The sequence below is a fragment of the Fastidiosibacter lacustris genome (genome assembly GCF_003428155.1).
Taxonomy (GTDB): Bacteria; Pseudomonadota; Gammaproteobacteria; order Francisellales; family Francisellaceae; genus Caedibacter; species Caedibacter lacustris.
Genome location: NZ_QLIR01000008.1, coordinates 21,487 through 38,733 on the forward strand (window position 1 = coordinate 21,487; position 17,247 = coordinate 38,733).

Genomic DNA, 17,247 nt, shown 5'->3' on the forward strand with positions numbered 1-17,247 from the left:
AAGGTTTATCGATATGAAGGTATTAACAATAGGTGGCGCCACACTAGATACGATTATCGAATATGAACAAATGGAAACGATGGAAATTCAAAAACCACATACTAAACAATCATATTTGCTTTTAGAAGAGGGCGCTAAAATTGAAGTCACTAATCAGAAATGTTTTAGTGGTGGAGGCGCAACCAATGCAGCAGTTTCCTTACAAAAGCTTGGTTTTAATGTACGCTTTTTTGGTAAAGTAGGTAAAGACAATATTGGTCAGTCACTGCTGCAAGAATTACAAAATCAAGGTGTAGATATCTCAATAGTACGCTTTTCTAGCCACTATGGGACTGCTACTTCATATGTTATTCCCTCTTTAAAGGGAGATAGAACCATTTTTGCTTATCGTGGTGCTAATCGCGATTTACTTACTGAAGACTTACCAGTTGATGCTATTAAACAAGCTGACTTTGTTTATGTGACCTCTTTAAGCAAATCGTCAGCATCCCAGTTACCCCAGATCGTCAAGCTTGCACAACGTTATGATACCAAGGTTGCCATTAACCCAGGCTATAGCCAACTAGAAGTTGGTAGTAGCTTTATTTTAGAAGCAATAAGTGGCATTGACATCCTCATCATGAACTACCAAGAAGCACAAAAACTTATGAGTTCTCTTTTAAGCTGTGAAGAAGCTCCACAATCTGAAGAAAGCCTTGATCACCATCAAAACTTACTTGAAACCCAACCAATTTACCAAGATAGTTTTTTCTCACTCAAAAGCTTCTTCCAAAAAGCATTAAGCCTTGGTCCAAAAATTGTAGTAGTTACTAATGGTTGTGAGGGTGTTTACGTTGCAACTGAAAAGAAAATGTACTTTCATCCAGCACTTAAAGTAGACAATATCATCAATACATTAGGTGCTGGAGATGCCTTTGGTTCAAGCTTCTGTGGTGCAATTTATGCTGGAGAAAGCATTCATACAGCGATCTGTTATGGACTTGTCAACAGCGCTTCTGTTATTCAATATCACGATGCCAAAACCGGGTTGCTTGATAAAGCTGAAATCACTAAACGAATTATAAATATTCCCAATCAACTGGGTATTGTTGAATGGTAAATCAGTGCTCTCTCGTAGCTAAGAATCGAATATCAGAATTACGCTCTTGTGCCATTTGTAAGTTAACACGTGTCGTAGCCAAATAAGTTAAATGATTACCACCATCTAGTGCTAGATTATCAGTATATTTATTTTTAAACTGTTCAAGCTTTTTCTTATCACTGCATTCAATCCAACGTGAAGCAATAACATTGACCTGTTCATAACTACACTTCACACCATATTCATGTTCAAGCCTATGTGCAACTACATCAAACTGCAATACTCCTATTGCACCCAAAATAAGATCATTATTGTTAAGTGGTCTAAACACTTGTGTGGCTCCCTCTTCTGATAACTGAATCAATCCTTTTAATAAGGCTTTCATTTTCAGTGGGTCATTTAAACGTACTCGGCGAAAAAGTTCAGGCGCAAAGTTTGGAATACCTGTGTATTTCATCATTTCACCTTGGGTGAAGGTATCTCCTATTTGAATTGTGCCATGATTATGTAGACCAATGATATCGCCAGGATAAGCTTCATCTAAGGTCTCACGCTCTCCTGCAACAAAAGTCAGGGCATTTGAAATTTGTACTTGTTTATTTAAACGCACATGTTGTAACTTCATGCCTTTTTTATACATTCCTGAGCAAATTCTAAAAAAAGCAATTCGATCACGGTGTTGTGGATCCATATTGGCTTGAATTTTAAATACAAAACCAGTTAGAGGTTCTTCGTTAGCATGAACTTCACGTATATCCGTCATTCGAGGGGTCGGCGAAGGCGCGAACTTAGTAAACATATCTAACATTTCTTTCACACCAAAATTAGCCAACGCTGTCCCAAAAAAAACTGGGGTTAATTCACCTTTTCGATATTTTTCTAAATCGAATTCATGACTGGCCCCCTTAACAAGCGCAACCTCTTCTCTTAACTCTTCAGCAAAATAGCCTATTGTTTCATCCAACTCTGGGTTTTCTAACCCTTTTATGATCCTATAGTTATAGATATGGTGACCATGCCCTGCCTCAAATAAGATCACTTCATCTTTATATAGGTGATACACGCCTTTAAATGCCTTGCCTGAAGCAATAGGCCAAGTCATAGGAGCACATTGGATCTTAAGCACATCTTCTACCTCATCCATAAGCTCCATAGGATCACGCGTATCACGATCAAACTTATTGATAAACGTTAAAATAGGGGTTGTGCGTAAGCGACAAACTTCCATAAGTTTAATCGTACGCTCTTCTACCCCTTTAACACCATCAATTACCATTAAAGCAGAATCAACTGCAGTAAGCGTGCGATAAGTATCTTCTGAGAAATCTTCATGGCCTGGTGTATCTAAAAGATTAACAATACAATGATTATAAGGAAACTGCATTACAGATGTGGTAACAGAAATACCTCGTTGCTTTTCTAACTCCATCCAATCGGACGTTGCATGACGCCCTGATTTTTTACCTTTCACTGTTCCTGCTAACTGAATTAAGTTTCCAAATAATAACATTTTTTCTGTTAAAGTTGTTTTACCCGCATCTGGATGCGAGATAATCGCAAATGTGCGACGCTTATTAAGCGCCTGTAAAAACTCAGACATAGTCAGTTCCTATATATTAAATAAATTAACCCTTGCTTTACTTATACCCATTACAAACCATTTTACAGCTTTGTTTGCGTTGTATTTTCAATGGATATAGCACGCGTACTAGTTTATGCAGGTGCAAAGCGTACTCATTTTAACTAAAAATGTAAAAACTTAAATGAAAATAGATTACAACCTACGTCCTATTCCAGCTAACCTCATTGTGGTGAATGCTCAATGATTTTATCAACATCAGCAAAACTAATTTTTTTCACGCCAAATGGCATTTCTAGCATCACGTATTCAAAAGAGATATGTTTAAGCACACCAACATAAGAGACATTGTGAGATTTAACCGTCACAATGCTTTGCTTATTATACATACTAAACAACCATCGTTTTGTTTTTTCTGTTATTTGCATGATTGCCTACCTCTCCAATTTTGTAGAGTTAATAATAGAAAGGAAAATCACAAAACACAATAATCAAAATGGTCAATATTATGCTCCACTGTGAAAGCGAAAATTATCGTCAGGCGCTTCAATCAACTCTTTTTCTATTTGTGCAAAACGCTTAATGTGCTTATTAATATCATCGCTGGCATAACCATGTGCAAAATTCAAATAAATTGTAAAGTGGCGCTGCTCTGAAGCAAGTAAACCCAGATAGAATTTTTGTAACTCATTATCTAAAAAAGGGGCGATTGCACCAAAGCGCTCACAAGACCTAGCTTCAATAAATGCCCCTACAATGAGTGTGTCAACTAAGCGTCCTTCTTCGGATGTCCGTACTTGTGTTTTTAGCGTTCTGACATAACGTGATTCACTTAGTAATCTATATTCGATCTTACGTTTTTTCAAAATATTCAGTACTTGCTCAAAATGCACAAGTTCTTCACGCGCAATCTTTGACATCCTTAGCAATAAATCAGGATGCTCTGTAGATTTTCGATACATAAAGCTTATCGCAGCCGATGCAGCTTTCTTTTCACAATGCGCATGATCTAAAAGCATAATATCCTGATGCTCAAGCGCCTTATTAATCCAAGTCTGAGGCGTTTTACACGGTAAAAATGTATTTATTGTACTTTGATCGTAATATCCCATAGCTTACTCTTGATTATGGATATCAACAGATCCCAATCGCCTTACTGTGCTTGTATCCTGATTTTTTCGTTTATTCAATAAGCAGGCAAAATAAGCTTCATTAATACCTCCTGTAACGTAATTGCCATCAAAAACTGATGTATCAAAGTGCGTTAATTGTGGCGCATTTTTATTAACAGCTTGAATTAAATCATCAATACTTAAGTAAAATAAATGATCAACACCAATCCATTTTGCAATTTGATCAATACTACGATTATGTCCAACAAGCTCCTCGTGTGTTGGCATGTCAATACCATACACGTTCGGGTATCTCACAACAGGAGCCGTTGACACAATCGAAACTTTTCTTGCGCCTGCTTTTCTTGCCATTTCTACAATTAACTTTGAAGTATTACCACGCACAATTGAGTCATCGACCAAAAGCACATGTTTACCTTTAAATTCATGATCAATCGTATTGAGTTTTTTGCGAATCGATTTTTGCCGCGCAATTTGATTGGGCATAATAAATGTCCGTCCTACATAGCGATTTTTGACAAAGCCTTCACGATATGGCACATCTAATACACATGATAATGGCAGTGCCGCATGGCGTCCTGAATCAGGTACGGGAATTACCACGTCAATATCATGTTTAGATAACTCCCTTAAAATATTTGTTCCAGCAATTCTTCCCATTTCCAAACGTGCACTATAAACCGAAGCACCATCAATGACTGAATCAGGCCTTGCCAAATAAACATATTCAAATATACAAGGTGACAAACGAGCATTCATAGCACACACTTTACGCTCAAGTTGACCATCAAGATTGATAAAAATTGCTTCTCCTGCTTTTAAGTCGCCCATCACCTCATAACCATCACAGTCAAGCGCAACGGTTTCAGAGGCCACCATATACTCAATTACACCATTGATTTCTTTTTTGCCTAACACTAGCGGTCGAATACCATGAGGATCACGAAAGGCAAATAACCCAGCTCCAGCGATCACCCCCACCACTGCATAACCACCAATACAGCGCTGATAAACTCGACGCATGGCATTAAAGAAAATTTCCGTAGAAAAATTAGTCAAGGAAACTTCCGCTTTATGCAATTCTGCTGCAAGCACATTTAACAAAAGTTCTGAATCAGAACTGGTATTAATATGACGAAAATCATGTTCTAATAAGTTTTTACGAATCTCATCCGTATTAATTAGATTACCATTATGCGCAAGTGCAATCCCATAAGGTGAATTCACATAAAAAGGTTGTGCCTCAAACTCACTATCTGAGCCTGCTGTTGGATAACGCACATGCCCAATACCTAAGTTACCCTGTAAGCGCTCCATATGTCTTGTACGAATTGCCTCAACCACCAAACCTTTGTCCTTACGTAAGGACATGTGATAACCATCACAAGTCAAAATACCAGCCGCATCTTGACCACGATGCTGCAACATAGTTAACGCGTCAAAGATTTTTTGGTTTACGGCTTCTTTACCAAGGATACCCACCACACCACACATAAAAATTTTATTCCAATTAGCTATTTGAAAGCATGATTATTTTAACAAAAAAATTATTCATTTGGTGGTTTTTATGTATCAGTTTCATAACATTATTGATTTACTTCCAATAAACGCTTTAGCAAAAATTAAAACCACTATTACTGTCTAATTTGCACGCAGAAGTTACAAAAAGGCAAAAAATTAACTTTTTTGTGTTTTTTTTCAAAAAAAACAATGATCAAACTTGCTTTTCTACCCCGATTTCATTAGGCTTTGGCTGGTAATTGCGTTTAAGTTACTTTTGAAGCTTTTTCAAACAAAAACAGGAGAGTATATATGAAGAAAATAATCGCAACAAGCATCGTAGCTGCGGCACTTATCAGTGGTTCTGCATTTGCAGCCAATGCTCAAACAGGTATGGTTATGGGTGGTAACCTTGGTTACACAATGCCATCTGGTGATTTTAAAAATATAGGTAATAATCAAAATTATTTTGGTCCAAACTCTGGCGCTAATAATAAAAACGGTAATATTGCTGGTGGTTTATTTGCTGGCTTTGATTATGCTATTAGCCCAATGTTTAGCCTTGGTGCTGAAGTTGGTGTGCAATATGCTAATCAATTTGCTAAATACTCACTAGCTAATGTAAGCGGAAAAGCTAATTTATTAAGTATTCCGTTATTCTTAGTTGGTAAATTCTATATTCCAGGAGTAGATGGACTAAATGTATTTGGTAAAGCTGGCTATGCTTATAATCAGCTTGGCGTAAAAGTAGAAGCCGCAGGCGTTAAAACAACTATAAATGACAATCGTTTTGATCCAGTGGTTGCTGCTGGTGTTGGTTATAAAATTGGTCAAGCTAATATCTTTGCTCAATACCAATACAACTGGCTAAAATACCAACAAGATTCCGCCACACCAAAATTAAAAGGTGGTCTCAGCACTATTTCTCTAGGATTATCGTACACTCTTCCTATGTAATTTTTTTACATACTAGTTTCTTATTTTTTGTCAGGCGCCTTGTGCGCCTGATTTGTTTATTAATCCGCTTTAGTGTTTTTCTATCTTGGTCTTACCAATACATGTACAACTAAAAATATTGCCTATCAGCATAGCTAAAGGGTACTATTTCACTATAAAAAATATAAATCAAATCTAAATGCAACTGACTGAATTTTGCGAATTTTTTCACCTAAACTCACTTGATAAGACTTTAATCAAACAACTTTTTGTGAGCTTTGAAACGAGTACTTTCTTGGCACGGATAGTGAACCAACATCCTGAGCTTTTAAAAAATATCAATTGGTATGCTAAAGAACAGATTACTGACATTAATCAACAAGTTAAAGTATTATTTAGCACCTATCAAAGTGATTTATACGAACTTGGCAAAGCGCTTCGCATTTTTAGACAGAAGCTACACGCTAAAATAATTTTTCAACATCAACACAAGCTTGCTCATTTTGAATATATTGCCGAAATCATTTCTTTTACCGCTAAAGTTATTTTGTTGTATGCACAGCAATATTTGTTACAAACCTTAGCGATTAAACACAAACTTAAAACAACACCTCCTGACCTTGCTATTATTGCTATGGGGAAATTAGGAGGCAATGAGCTGAATTTTTCATCTGACATCGATTTAGTATTTGTTTATCCTAATAATATAAGTTTGATACGTGAATCTGATAGCGAATATAGCCCCCTGCGCTTTTATACCGAGCTTAGCCAAAAGCTTATTACACTTATTAATGAAGTTAGTGTTGATGGTTTTGTCTATCGCGTAGATATGCGCTTACGTCCATTTGGAGACGGTTCACCTTTAGCATCTGATTTTGATAGTTTCAAGCAATATCTTATTCATCACGCACGTGATTGGGAGCGTTATGCTTATATCAAATCAGATATCATCTACCCTAAAGAGCCATTTAAATCAAGGCTTACTTATGAAATTACTCAATTTGTCTATCGCCATTATCACGACTATCGGATGCTTGACTCAATTAGAGAAATGAAACATAAAATTTTAACCGAAATGAAACAAAGTACACTCTCTAACAACATCAAGCTTGGTCGAGGAGGAATTCGTGAAATTGAATTTATCTGTCAATGTTTTCAGCTCATTTATGGTGGTCAAAATAAAACCTTACAAACAAAATCTCTTTACCAGGCACTTATAAATCTTGGAAAAGCCAATATTATAACGCCTCAAGTTCAAGATACGCTCTATCGACACTATGTTTTCTTACGCAATACTGAAAACGGTCTACAGATGCTCGACGATCAACAAGTTCATACCTTGCCAACTTTACTTCAAGCTCAGCAAGCTATTGCTTCATTAAGCGGTTATACCGATTGGCAACCACTGTCTAACAAAATAGAGCACGTGCGTGCAGAAGTCAGTCAGCTATTTGACGACTTAACCAACTTTAATAAACCCCAAACTCCCTATTCTACTAAATCTTCTGAATTTAATTCTCCTGCCTTAAACCTCACTATAGATATGTTAAATCCTGGAAACACTCAATCACTCAAAGAAATTAACGTTTTTTTGGATCAGCATGATTTTAATATTAAAGTTAAACCTGCAATAAAAAACTTACTTTTATTAACCCTAAACGAATATCCAAATCTGTTAGCTTACCTTTTTTTGCTTTTACGTAACTTAGCAAAACGCCAAACTTATTTATTTCTACTTGCTGAGCGCCAAAAACAATACCGCGATTTTTTAGCGTTATTAAGCTATGGTCAAGGCATTATCGACATGCTGATTGAACATCCATTCTTATTAGAGCGCACACTAACACACAAGCACCATGATGAAGTTTATTTGGATATAGAAAGCTTACGCAATAAACTCAATATCCAATTACAGAACATTCATTTAAAAGATATTGAAGCATTTTTAGAATGCTTGCGCCGATTTAAAGTAGAACAGATTTTCAATATTATCGTTAGCGAATCACGTGGACATATCTCACTGATGGAGTCTAGCGATTTATTTAGCTATCTTGCCACGGTTATTATCGAAGCTGCACTTGATGGCGCTTGGCGCGAAGTATTTATGCATAGTGACATACCCTTTAATCTACAGCCACATTACAAGCATTCATTAGCTATTATCGCCTATGGTAAACTTGGAGGACTTGAGCTTAGCGTTGCTTCTGATCTAGATCTTGTATTTATTCATGACAAAATAGATGCTAGTCTCTCATCCCGAATTTTTGTTCGCGTCATCCAAAAATTTATTCATTTCATGCAAGTTAAAACCTATCACGGAGCACTTTATGAAGTGGACCTACGTTTGCGTCCTGATGGTGAAAATGGCTTTGTTGCAACTAGCATTCAAAGTTATGAACAATATCTCAAAAACTCTGCCTGGACTTGGGAGCATCAAGCTTTGACACGTGCTCGTTTTATTTGTGGTGACATCGTCATCCAAAAAAAATTTGACATAATACGCACACAAACTATCTGTCAAAAACGCAACATTCAAAAACTCAAACAAGATATTATCAATATGCGCCATAAAATGCGTAAACACTTGTTGAAAGTTTCTGATAATCAATTTGACTTAAAACAAAGCACTGGTGGTATGATCGATATTGAATTTATTGCACAATTCTATGCACTTGCTTACAGTCACAAAATACCTCCTATTTGTTATTACAGTGATAGCATCCGCATTATTCAAACTATGGAAAGTGCACACATGATTTCATGGACAACTGCACAGACTTTAATTAATCACTATTGTTATTATCGCGATTTAGGATTTAAGTGCTATCTCAATAAAACCGATCCAATTGTTACAATTAAGTCTTGTCAAATACAGGCAAAGCAAATACACGCCATCTGGGATGAACTATTTATAACAGAAGCACTTTAATAAAGAAATCAATTTGCTTTGATCAAAAGATCAATTTTTAAGCTGTTACGACAGCTCCTTATTTTATGTGAAAATCAACCGTAAGAATTTTGGGCACACTTAGCATATAGGTTAAAGTGGCAATGTTCTCTTGTAACCTTGGCATATCCGCTTGAATACAATTAGCAACCCAGCCAATGCAATGAATTTCATTTTGGCGTAAATAATAGTCAGTTAATAAAGCATGATTTATACATCCAAGCTTCATTCCTACGACTAGTATTACAGGAATATTTAAAGCTTTTAAATAATCTGCCCAGGTTTGATTTAAGTTCAACGGTGTCAATAAACCGCCCACCCCTTCAATCAATAATAGGTCAGCATCAATTTGTCCAAATGCGTCGTAACTCTGCATCATCAATTTCTCAACACTAAGTTCATCGCTCACATCCTTGGCTGCAATATGTGGAGCAATTGGCGGCTTATACAAATTTGGATTAACTAATTCATAGTCATAAGATTTGGATGCTGTCTGTTGTAACAAAAGCGCATCCCCATTAACCCATTTTCCATCCTGCAAGAAAGCACCAGATGCGATAGGTTTTAATCCAGCAACATTTTTCCCCATCTGCTTTATTTGTGTCATTAAATGTATACTAACATAGGTCTTCCCCACCTCTGTATCTGTACCAATAACACCAATTTTGTTATAGGTTAGCAAAAGCTCTAAACTCATATTGTTCTCTTTTTCAATATATATAATCCCGTTAGATAAGTTAGCTGTGCACATTCATCTTGCTGTAAATAACATCGTAACTTAAGTGTTTCCACTTTAGAGTCTCCTAAATAACAATTCACACCTGTATACTTCAAATGCCTTAGTTGAGAAATACGATCATCAAAAGCAACAACGAATTTTTCACATTTTGCTGTTATTACAACCAAACCATTTTTTTGTAACATTTTAAGTACTTGTATATGGTTATAAAAATGATTAATGCGTACCACCTGTTCAAGCTCGTTAAATGTCCCTTTTAACGGAATAGAAAAGCAAAAATAACCATTGTCTTCCAACGTTTGTTGGATGCGATACAGCAGCAACGAGAACGCACATGACCATTGCAATGCCATATTACTATAAATTAAATGATATTTCTTGCCTGCTAGTTTCATCCACATCTCATCTAAATCAAAATTTGTGCAATAGAAGTTTAATCTATCAAAATTACGAGCATCCAACTTACTGATACACTTTGCCTCTGTAATTAGTTCAACTGCACAATCAATAGCATCGTAACGTTTACTATTTAGTATTTTGAAAAGCTTAAAACTATCTATGCCATTACCACAACCAAGCTCAAGCACAGAATGCGCATATTTCATATAATTGTACATCAGTTGCTGTAGTGTAAGTGTAACTTGTCTTTGCACGTTATCATGTTGTGGATAGCTTGATTTTGCAAGATTAAAACAATGACTTATTTCTTTATACAATGTAACGATCTCCACACACATAATGTAAAAGATCAAGGTGACTTGCACCTTTAATCATTACAACATCTAATTGCATCGCTAAGGTTTTAGAGTCGATAATAGCGTCTTTCTCAGCTAATAAAATCTTGTGTTGGTATTGTGCTACTATCAGCCGTATTTGCTCGATAGCGAAATCAAAACGAAACATCCATCTTAGATAATTAAGGTTACTTTTATAATTATCCTGAGTGAAATCTAAAGGAAAGTCGATCTGTTGTAATAAATTTGGAAAACAAATAAGTTTAATAAACTTATTTGCTAATGCAGTTTGATTTAACTGATACTGACGTATAAACGCTGCTTTTTTTGCATCCTCATGAAACTGCCAAACCAAGGGTAAGCCATAAAAATAAATTTTTTGTGGTTGAATTCTTTTCTTCATTAACAATTTTAATAGCCACAAACCACTATGCGACCACGCATGTATTACATGAGCACCTGCTAAACTCTCTTCTAATTTTGCTAACACCTCTTTTTCATCTCCCACATCAAAATCAGGCATGTTAATACACTGTGACTGAACTAATGTTGGATAAAAGTATTGCCATATGCTTGCGCTAAAGCCCCAACCAGGTAAGAAAACGTGTTTTTTATCGTTCATATATTTTTGTTTATCCAAAATTACTTACTCCTACACAAACGCAAAGCATCTAATAGCCCTTTAATATCGCTTTTATCATGTAGTGCCGTTAATGATATGCGTAACCTTGCCGTTTTTTGCGGCACAGTTGGTGGACGAATACAAGACACTAAAAATCCACGCTCTTTAAGTGCCCCTTGTAACTGCTGAGTTTGTTCATTATCACCAATAATAATGCTACGAATAGGTGTCGCATCGGTTGAGTAAACATTCAAATCCAAATACTGTGCATAATGGTTAAAATATTCAATATTTTCAAATAATTTATTACGTAAACCATCTGCTTTTTTAAGTACATACAACGCCGCATTGAGTGCACCTACAATAGGAACGGCTAACGCTGTACTAAAGATATAACTGCGTGCTGTTTGAATTAATAACGTTATCGTATCTAAATCCGCACAAACAATTGCTCCCATTGCACCCATCGACTTACCACAAGGAAAAATTGTTAGTGCTATATCTTCATGTGTTAAACCTGCATGATTAATCGATCCTCTACCATTTTGTCCCAATACACCAAAGCCGTGCGCATCATCAACGATAAGTGTTTTATCAACTGGTAAAGCTTTTTTTCTAATCGCAGATAAAGGTGAAATATTACCATCCATACTAAAAACACCTTCTGTTACACAAAATTGAATGCTTTTATCTTGAGTTAAGATTCTCTGTAACGCTTCGATATCTTGATGTGGATAACGCTTAAATCTAGTCTGACTTAATAAAATACCATCTAAGATAGAAGCATGAATAAGTTTGTCGGTAACGATTGTTTTTTTTTGCTTTGCCAGTAGATTCATAACTGCAAGGTTTGCATGATATCCTGAGTTAAACAGTAAAGCACAAGGATAACCAACAAACTCAGCAAAAGCCTCTTCTAATGATTTCGTTAATTGAGTTGTTCCTGAGACAATTGCAGAAGAAGTACTACCCACGCCATAATCATCTATTGCTTTTTGTGCAGCTTTTTTAACTAATGGATGCTGTGACAAGCCTAAATAATCATTGCTACTAAAATCAATTAAGCCTTTATCTTCAAGCAAAATAACTTTTCCCTTTCGCTCTAAAAATAATCGTTGGCGATAAAGCCCATTTAGCTTAATTTCTTCTATAACATCAATGGCAAGCTTCATTTATTGCTCTTGTTTCATTGATATATTCATAATGTTTATCAGTAGTTTGCTCAATTTCAAAGCCCAACTCTGTTAATAAAGCCAGATCATGCTCTTCACTTGGATTAGTTGCAGTTAATAACTTATCACCATAAAAAATCGAATTTGCTCCTGCTAAAAATGCTAACGATTGCATTTCATCACTCATCTGTGAACGTCCAGCCGATAAACGAATTTTTGAAGTTGGGAGCAAAATTCTCGCCACTGCAATTGTACGTACAAAGTCAAACGTTTTGACTTGTATTTTATTCAGTTTATCACCAAGTGGCGTACCAGGCACAGGAATAAGTTGATTAATAGGGACACTGGCAGGAGGTGTTTTAAGATTTGCCAAAGTCACTAACATTTGCAATCGATCTTCTATGCTTTCACCCATACCAAGGATCCCACCACAGCAAACTTTCATACCTGCCTCTGCAACCTTTTGCAATGTATCCAAGCGTGATTGATAATCTCTGGTCGTGATAATGTATTTATAATAGTTTTCTGATGTATCCAAATTATGGTTATAATAATCAAGGCCAGCCTCTGCTAACATCTGAGCTTGTTCTTTACTCAACATCCCTAAGGTCATACAGGTTTCTAGGCCTTGCTCCTTAACAGCTTGAATGATTTCTATGAGTTTTGGCATCGCTTTTAGTGGAGGGTTACGCCATGCTGCTCCCATACAAAAACGCTTGGCACCCAATGCTTTTGCTTTTACTACTTGAGGGATAATAAGCTCAACATCCATAAGTTTTTCTTTTTTGATGTCAACGTTATAATGTGCGCTTTGTGGGCAATATCTACAATCTTCAGGGCAACTACCTGTTTTAATACTCAGTAATGTGCATAATTCCATTTCATCTCTAAAATGCATTCTGTGCACGGTTTGAGCTTCAAACAAAAGTGCATTAAATGGCTTACTATACAAGGTTTTGGCATATTCTAGCGTTATATTTTGCATGGCTTTCCTAATACTGCTTCCTATGCGCCAACAATCTACGTATACTTTTCAACTCAGTCAACTTTTATTTTTAAAGAAGTTTACAAATGTACTCAACTCATCTATGGCACCCTTGCTCCCAAATGAAGGACTATGAAAGCTTTAACCCACTTAATATTACCCAAGCAAAAGGAAACTTTGTTTATCACAATAATAAACCAATTATCGATGCTATTTCCAGCTGGTGGTGTAAGTCTTTAGGACACAATCATCCACAACTCCAGGCAGCTTTAATCACTCAATTGAACTTACTTGAGCATACCATTCTAGCTAATACCACCAATCCAACTATTGAAAAATTTACAAAAAAGCTTTGCACACTTACTCGAACTGATAAAGTCTTGTTTGCCAGTGATGGTTCTTGTGCAGTGGAAATAGCTCTTAAAATGAGTATTCATGCCAGAATAATACGTGGTCAAACAAAGAAGACTCAATTTGCTGCGTTGCGGAATAGTTATCACGGTGAAACTTGTGCAACGTTAAGCGTCAGTGACTCAGGTTTATATAAAAAACCATACCAAAGTTTATTATTTGATTGCACTTTTTTAACTGCTATACCCTACGTTAGTGGTAAAAAAGACATACTTTGGCATGATGCTAAAGAACACTGGTTTCAAACACAGACACAACTAGAAATGATTAAAGATAAGCTTAATGCCATCATTATTGAACCTTTAATTCAAGGCGCAGGTGGAATGCTCATCTATAGCAAAGATTATTTATCTTACCTCTCACAGTGGTGCAAAGAAAATGACGTTTATCTTATTGCTGATGAAATCATGACTGGCATCGGTCGCACAGGCAAAATGTTAGCATGTCAATATGCCAACATAACAGCTGATTTTATTTGCTTATCCAAAGGACTCACTTCTGGCATGCTACCATTAAGTGTTTGTCTAACTCATGATTTTATTTATGCATTATTTTATGATGATTATAAAACTCAAAAAGCTTTTATGCACTCACATACCCATAGTGGAAATACGCTTGCTTGTGCAGTTGCCTTAGCAACCTTAGAAACATTTGAGAATGAACAGATTTTAGATTACGTTAATCATACACTTGCACCTACACTTGCTCGTAACTTATATGAAGTGGCCGATAAAACTCAAGCTTTGCACAACATTCACCATTTAGGTGCAGTGGTTGCTGCTGATATTAAAAACCCATCTCATCCACGCCAAGGTTATCAAGTCTACCAAAAGGCTGTGCAATTAGGAGCATTTCTTCGACCATTGGGCAATACGATTTATTGGTTACCGCCTTTAAATACGGATCTTAAAACGCTCAATCAGCTCAAAGACATCACAATACAAGCCTTGTTAACGCTAGATTAAGCGTTATTAACAATTATCCTTTTGATCAGCGCTTGACATGCCTAAGCCGCACTCAATTGAACTTCTATCGCAATTTAAAAATATAACACTTTAAATAATCATGGTAGTCGACTTGCACTGACTGAGTATGACAAGGGGATGAGTAGCCCTTATGGAGTAAAATCATATTAACACCTAACGACTGAATGATTTCAAAAAACAGCTCTTCTGTTAAGTGGCGACTACAACTACACGCGATAAACAACCCCCCTTTATTGAGACATGCTAAGCTCAACCGATACAGTCGCTGATATGCACGTATCGCCTCTGCTAAATGCTTTTTAGATTTAGCAAAAGCAGGCGGGTCAGCAACCACAACATCATAGTACCTATTCATGGTAGTCAATGATTTAAGTGCTTCAAACATATCACCATGCAATAAAGTAATGACTTTACCACTTGCTGCTTGCTCAATGTTGTGTTTTGCCATATTAAGTGCTTTTTCGCTTTGATCAATCAAGGTAAAAACTTTTAACTGTTGTGAAGCTGTAACACTCCATGCACCCATATAGCAACAAACATCTAGCATTGATGACAGCTGCTCGGTGAGATAGTCTTGAAAAGCAATTAAGTTACATCTTTGGTCGATAAATAGACCCGTTTTCTGTCCATGCACTAAATCAAAGCTCAAGTTATTACCAGCAAGTTTAGTTGTTTGTATTGATTCAGCTTGTAAATACTGCCATTGTACAATACTTTGCAAACCTTCTTGCTCACGTACTTGACCAGTGCTGCGCTCAAAAACAGCAACTGCTGGCATTAACTGACTAAGTGCTTTAATAACAAAAGGCATTAATAAATCTGCACTTGCAGCGCTAGACTGCACAACGTTGACTGCACCATAGCAGTCAATCGTAATACCAGGTAAACCATCATGATCGCCGTGACATAAGCGAAAAGCTTCTTGGCATTGGACAAATTTAAACACTTCTTTCTCTTGATATAGATGCTCGAGAAATTCAATAATAACTTTTTCTAATCCGTGTATTACAATCTCTTCTATACTTAACGCTGACACTCTCACTGCCATCAATTGATGCTTACTGTATAAGGCAAGTCTTTGTTTACATTGCACTAAACTACAGCCTTGGGCATTTAATTTTGATTGATCTAAATGCTCAATCTCATTGCTGTAAAAAATGCTACGTACATGATAGTTTTTGATCTTCTTTACTAAGGTAATTTCAGTTAACTGCATATTGATTTTTATCTTTTTACAAAAAATTGCGTGCTTATTGTATACTCATCACAAACCACTTTACAGCTTTTTTGACTTTGATCCTCCTTTCCATTTAGCGAAAAAGCCATTAGCATTTATTTTTATTTACTTTAAATATTTCATTATGCCAGAGCTACCCGAAGTTGAAACCATCAAAAATGGCTTAAACCAATACTGCATCAATAAAACCATTGTTGAGGCTGGTATCTATTGTCAAAAGTTGCGTTATCCACTTGATCCTACACTCTGTCAAAAGCTAAAAGGTCAAGTGATTCTTAACTTTGAGCGCCGTGGTAAGCATTTAATTGTCAAGTTAGCTAATTATACGCTTATTATTCATCTGGGGATGTCTGGCTCATTGCAAATTGTTGATACAGATTGCTATAAGCTTCAAAAACATAACCATATCGTGCTGAAACTTAACGATAATACTACCCTTTTTTATCACGACCCTAGGAGATTTGGTTATTGGCATATCACAAGCGATGATCCACTTCAGCATAGATGTTTTAATCATTATGGCTTAGAACCACTGAGTGATGTATTTACTCCAAAGTATCTTGTCAACGCATTAAAATCGCGCAAACAACCGATAAAATCTTCAATTATGGATAATAAAATCGTGGTTGGTATTGGTAATATTTACGCCTGTGAAAGCTTATTCTTAGCACAGCTTCATCCTCAAAAAGCCAGTAATATACTGACAATAAAAGAGCACCATCAATTGATTAATGCAATAAAAACCACCTTGGCGGATGCGATCACTCAAGGTGGTACAACCTTAAAGGATTATAAAAATGCAACAGGCAAACCTGGCTATTTTGCACAAAAACTAAAAGTCTATGGTCAAAAAGACAAACCTTGTGTAATTTGCCACACTGCAATTAAAGCAATAACACTGGCTCAACGTACAACTTTTTATTGTCCAAACTGCCAAAGATAAGTAAACATCTTGCTTCATTAACGTGAACTTTGCCAATACAGATAATTTAAAAGTAAAACACTTCTCATTTGGAGTTGATAATTATTTTTGCCCAGGCTCAAAAATAACAAATAAGTTGGGTGAAAATTTTATTGACTTTATAAAAAATAATAAGGCTTTGACGGGAAAGTCTATGTTGGATATAGAATTTGAAGAAAATATTGGTTATCAGAAAATTAAAAAATTTATGATAGGATAAAGAT

At 36.1% G+C, this 17,247-nt stretch carries 16 protein-coding genes; 6 read left to right on the plus strand and 10 right to left on the minus strand.

The window, feature by feature from the left end; genetic code table 11:
- Positions 1-13: 13 nt before the first annotated feature.
- A complete protein-coding gene (locus DNJ77_RS05190; RefSeq protein WP_116963935.1) occupies positions 14-1,099 on the plus strand; it encodes a carbohydrate kinase family protein in 1,086 nt (361 codons plus the stop codon).
- A gap of 1 nt (position 1,100) precedes the next feature.
- Here the strand turns inward: DNJ77_RS05190 and prfC are convergent, their stop codons facing one another.
- The 4 genes from prfC to purF all read right to left on the minus strand — a co-directional run bounded on the left by prfC (position 1,101) and on the right by purF (position 5,287).
- Entirely contained in the window at positions 1,101-2,681 is a 1,581-nt protein-coding gene (prfC, locus tag DNJ77_RS05195) for a peptide chain release factor 3 (protein ID WP_116963936.1), read from the minus strand.
- 203 nt (positions 2,682-2,884) lie between these two features.
- Entirely contained in the window at positions 2,885-3,088 is a 204-nt protein-coding gene (locus tag DNJ77_RS05200; protein ID WP_116963937.1) for a hypothetical protein, read from the minus strand.
- A gap of 78 nt (positions 3,089-3,166) precedes the next feature.
- Positions 3,167-3,772: a MiaE family protein gene (locus tag DNJ77_RS05205; protein WP_116963938.1), complete on the minus strand. Its 606-nt coding sequence runs from the start codon at positions 3,770-3,772 to the stop codon at positions 3,167-3,169.
- A 3-nt stretch (positions 3,773-3,775) separates the two neighbouring features.
- Positions 3,776-5,287 carry an amidophosphoribosyltransferase gene (gene purF, locus DNJ77_RS05210; RefSeq protein ID WP_116963939.1) on the minus strand — a complete coding sequence of 504 codons (1,512 nt, stop codon included), beginning with the start codon at positions 5,285-5,287 and terminating at the stop codon, positions 3,776-3,778.
- Between the two features lie 318 nt (positions 5,288-5,605).
- Here purF and DNJ77_RS05215 point away from each other — a divergent pair, with 318 nt between their 5' ends.
- Together DNJ77_RS05215 and glnE are read left to right on the plus strand one after the other, a co-directional pair.
- Positions 5,606-6,250 (plus strand): outer membrane beta-barrel protein, encoded by a 645-nt coding sequence (locus DNJ77_RS05215; RefSeq protein WP_116963940.1) that lies wholly within the window; start codon positions 5,606-5,608, stop codon positions 6,248-6,250.
- Between the two features lie 178 nt (positions 6,251-6,428).
- A complete protein-coding gene (gene glnE, locus DNJ77_RS05220; RefSeq protein ID WP_116963941.1) occupies positions 6,429-9,158 on the plus strand; it encodes a bifunctional [glutamate--ammonia ligase]-adenylyl-L-tyrosine phosphorylase/[glutamate--ammonia-ligase] adenylyltransferase in 2,730 nt (909 codons plus the stop codon).
- A 58-nt stretch (positions 9,159-9,216) separates the two neighbouring features.
- On the opposite strand, the gene bioD is transcribed toward glnE, so the two are convergent.
- Genes bioD through bioB form a run of 5 tightly spaced genes read right to left on the minus strand, consistent with a single transcriptional unit; the run spans position 9,217 to position 13,419 of the window.
- Entirely contained in the window at positions 9,217-9,873 is a 657-nt protein-coding gene (gene bioD / locus DNJ77_RS05225; protein ID WP_157966604.1) for a dethiobiotin synthase, read from the minus strand.
- Positions 9,870-10,631, minus strand: coding sequence for a methyltransferase domain-containing protein (locus DNJ77_RS05230; protein WP_157966605.1), 762 nt, complete (start codon positions 10,629-10,631; stop codon positions 9,870-9,872). Before DNJ77_RS05230 ends, bioD begins: the two co-directional genes overlap by 4 nt.
- Positions 10,624-11,289, minus strand: a complete 666-nt coding sequence (locus DNJ77_RS05235) for a hypothetical protein (protein ID WP_116963944.1) — start codon at positions 11,287-11,289, stop codon at positions 10,624-10,626. Before DNJ77_RS05235 ends, DNJ77_RS05230 begins: the two co-directional genes overlap by 8 nt.
- Positions 11,290-11,291: 2 nt before the next feature.
- Complete coding sequence (locus DNJ77_RS05240; RefSeq protein ID WP_116963945.1) at positions 11,292-12,443, minus strand: aminotransferase class I/II-fold pyridoxal phosphate-dependent enzyme; 1,152 nt, start codon at positions 12,441-12,443, stop codon at positions 11,292-11,294.
- Positions 12,427-13,419 (minus strand): biotin synthase BioB, encoded by a 993-nt coding sequence (gene bioB / locus DNJ77_RS05245; RefSeq protein WP_420810616.1) that lies wholly within the window; start codon positions 13,417-13,419, stop codon positions 12,427-12,429. The genes DNJ77_RS05240 and bioB overlap by 17 nt, the downstream gene beginning before the upstream one ends.
- Positions 13,420-13,514: 95 nt before the next feature.
- Between bioB and bioA the strand changes: the two genes are divergently transcribed.
- Complete coding sequence (gene bioA, locus DNJ77_RS05250) at positions 13,515-14,804, plus strand: adenosylmethionine--8-amino-7-oxononanoate transaminase (protein ID WP_116963947.1); 1,290 nt, start codon at positions 13,515-13,517, stop codon at positions 14,802-14,804.
- 64 nt (positions 14,805-14,868) lie between these two features.
- Here the strand turns inward: bioA and DNJ77_RS05255 are convergent, their stop codons facing one another.
- On the minus strand, positions 14,869-16,041 hold the full coding sequence (locus DNJ77_RS05255; protein WP_116963948.1) for a class I SAM-dependent rRNA methyltransferase: 1,173 nt from the start codon (positions 16,039-16,041) through the stop codon (positions 14,869-14,871).
- 145 nt (positions 16,042-16,186) lie between these two features.
- Between DNJ77_RS05255 and mutM the strand changes: the two genes are divergently transcribed.
- Both mutM and DNJ77_RS05265 read left to right on the plus strand, forming a co-directional pair.
- On the plus strand, positions 16,187-17,005 hold the full coding sequence (gene mutM / locus DNJ77_RS05260) for a bifunctional DNA-formamidopyrimidine glycosylase/DNA-(apurinic or apyrimidinic site) lyase (RefSeq protein WP_116963988.1): 819 nt from the start codon (positions 16,187-16,189) through the stop codon (positions 17,003-17,005).
- A 22-nt stretch (positions 17,006-17,027) separates the two neighbouring features.
- Complete coding sequence (locus DNJ77_RS05265) at positions 17,028-17,243, plus strand: hypothetical protein (protein WP_116963949.1); 216 nt, start codon at positions 17,028-17,030, stop codon at positions 17,241-17,243.
- The last annotated feature ends 4 nt before the right edge of the window (positions 17,244-17,247 follow it).

Bases quoted from the DNA above. Each gene is read 5' to 3' on its own strand.
- DNJ77_RS05190 (WP_116963935.1), top strand. From the start codon at position 14: ATGAAGGTATTAACAATAGGTGGCGCCACACTAGATACGATTATCGAA.
- prfC (WP_116963936.1), bottom strand. From the start codon at position 2,681: ATGTCTGAGTTTTTACAGGCGCTTAATAAGCGTCGCACATTTGCGATT.
- DNJ77_RS05200 (WP_116963937.1), bottom strand. From the start codon at position 3,088: ATGCAAATAACAGAAAAAACAAAACGATGGTTGTTTAGTATGTATAAT.
- DNJ77_RS05205 (WP_116963938.1), bottom strand. From the start codon at position 3,772: ATGGGATATTACGATCAAAGTACAATAAATACATTTTTACCGTGTAAA.
- purF (WP_116963939.1), bottom strand. From the start codon at position 5,287: ATGTGTGGTGTGGTGGGTATCCTTGGTAAAGAAGCCGTAAACCAAAAA.
- DNJ77_RS05215 (WP_116963940.1), top strand. From the start codon at position 5,606: ATGAAGAAAATAATCGCAACAAGCATCGTAGCTGCGGCACTTATCAGT.
- glnE (WP_116963941.1), top strand. From the start codon at position 6,429: ATGCAACTGACTGAATTTTGCGAATTTTTTCACCTAAACTCACTTGAT.
- bioD (WP_157966604.1), bottom strand. From the start codon at position 9,873: ATGAGTTTAGAGCTTTTGCTAACCTATAACAAAATTGGTGTTATTGGT.
- DNJ77_RS05240 (WP_116963945.1), bottom strand. From the start codon at position 12,443: ATGAAGCTTGCCATTGATGTTATAGAAGAAATTAAGCTAAATGGGCTT.
- bioA (WP_116963947.1), top strand. From the start codon at position 13,515: ATGTACTCAACTCATCTATGGCACCCTTGCTCCCAAATGAAGGACTAT.
- DNJ77_RS05255 (WP_116963948.1), bottom strand. From the start codon at position 16,041: ATGCAGTTAACTGAAATTACCTTAGTAAAGAAGATCAAAAACTATCAT.
- mutM (WP_116963988.1), top strand. From the start codon at position 16,187: ATGCCAGAGCTACCCGAAGTTGAAACCATCAAAAATGGCTTAAACCAA.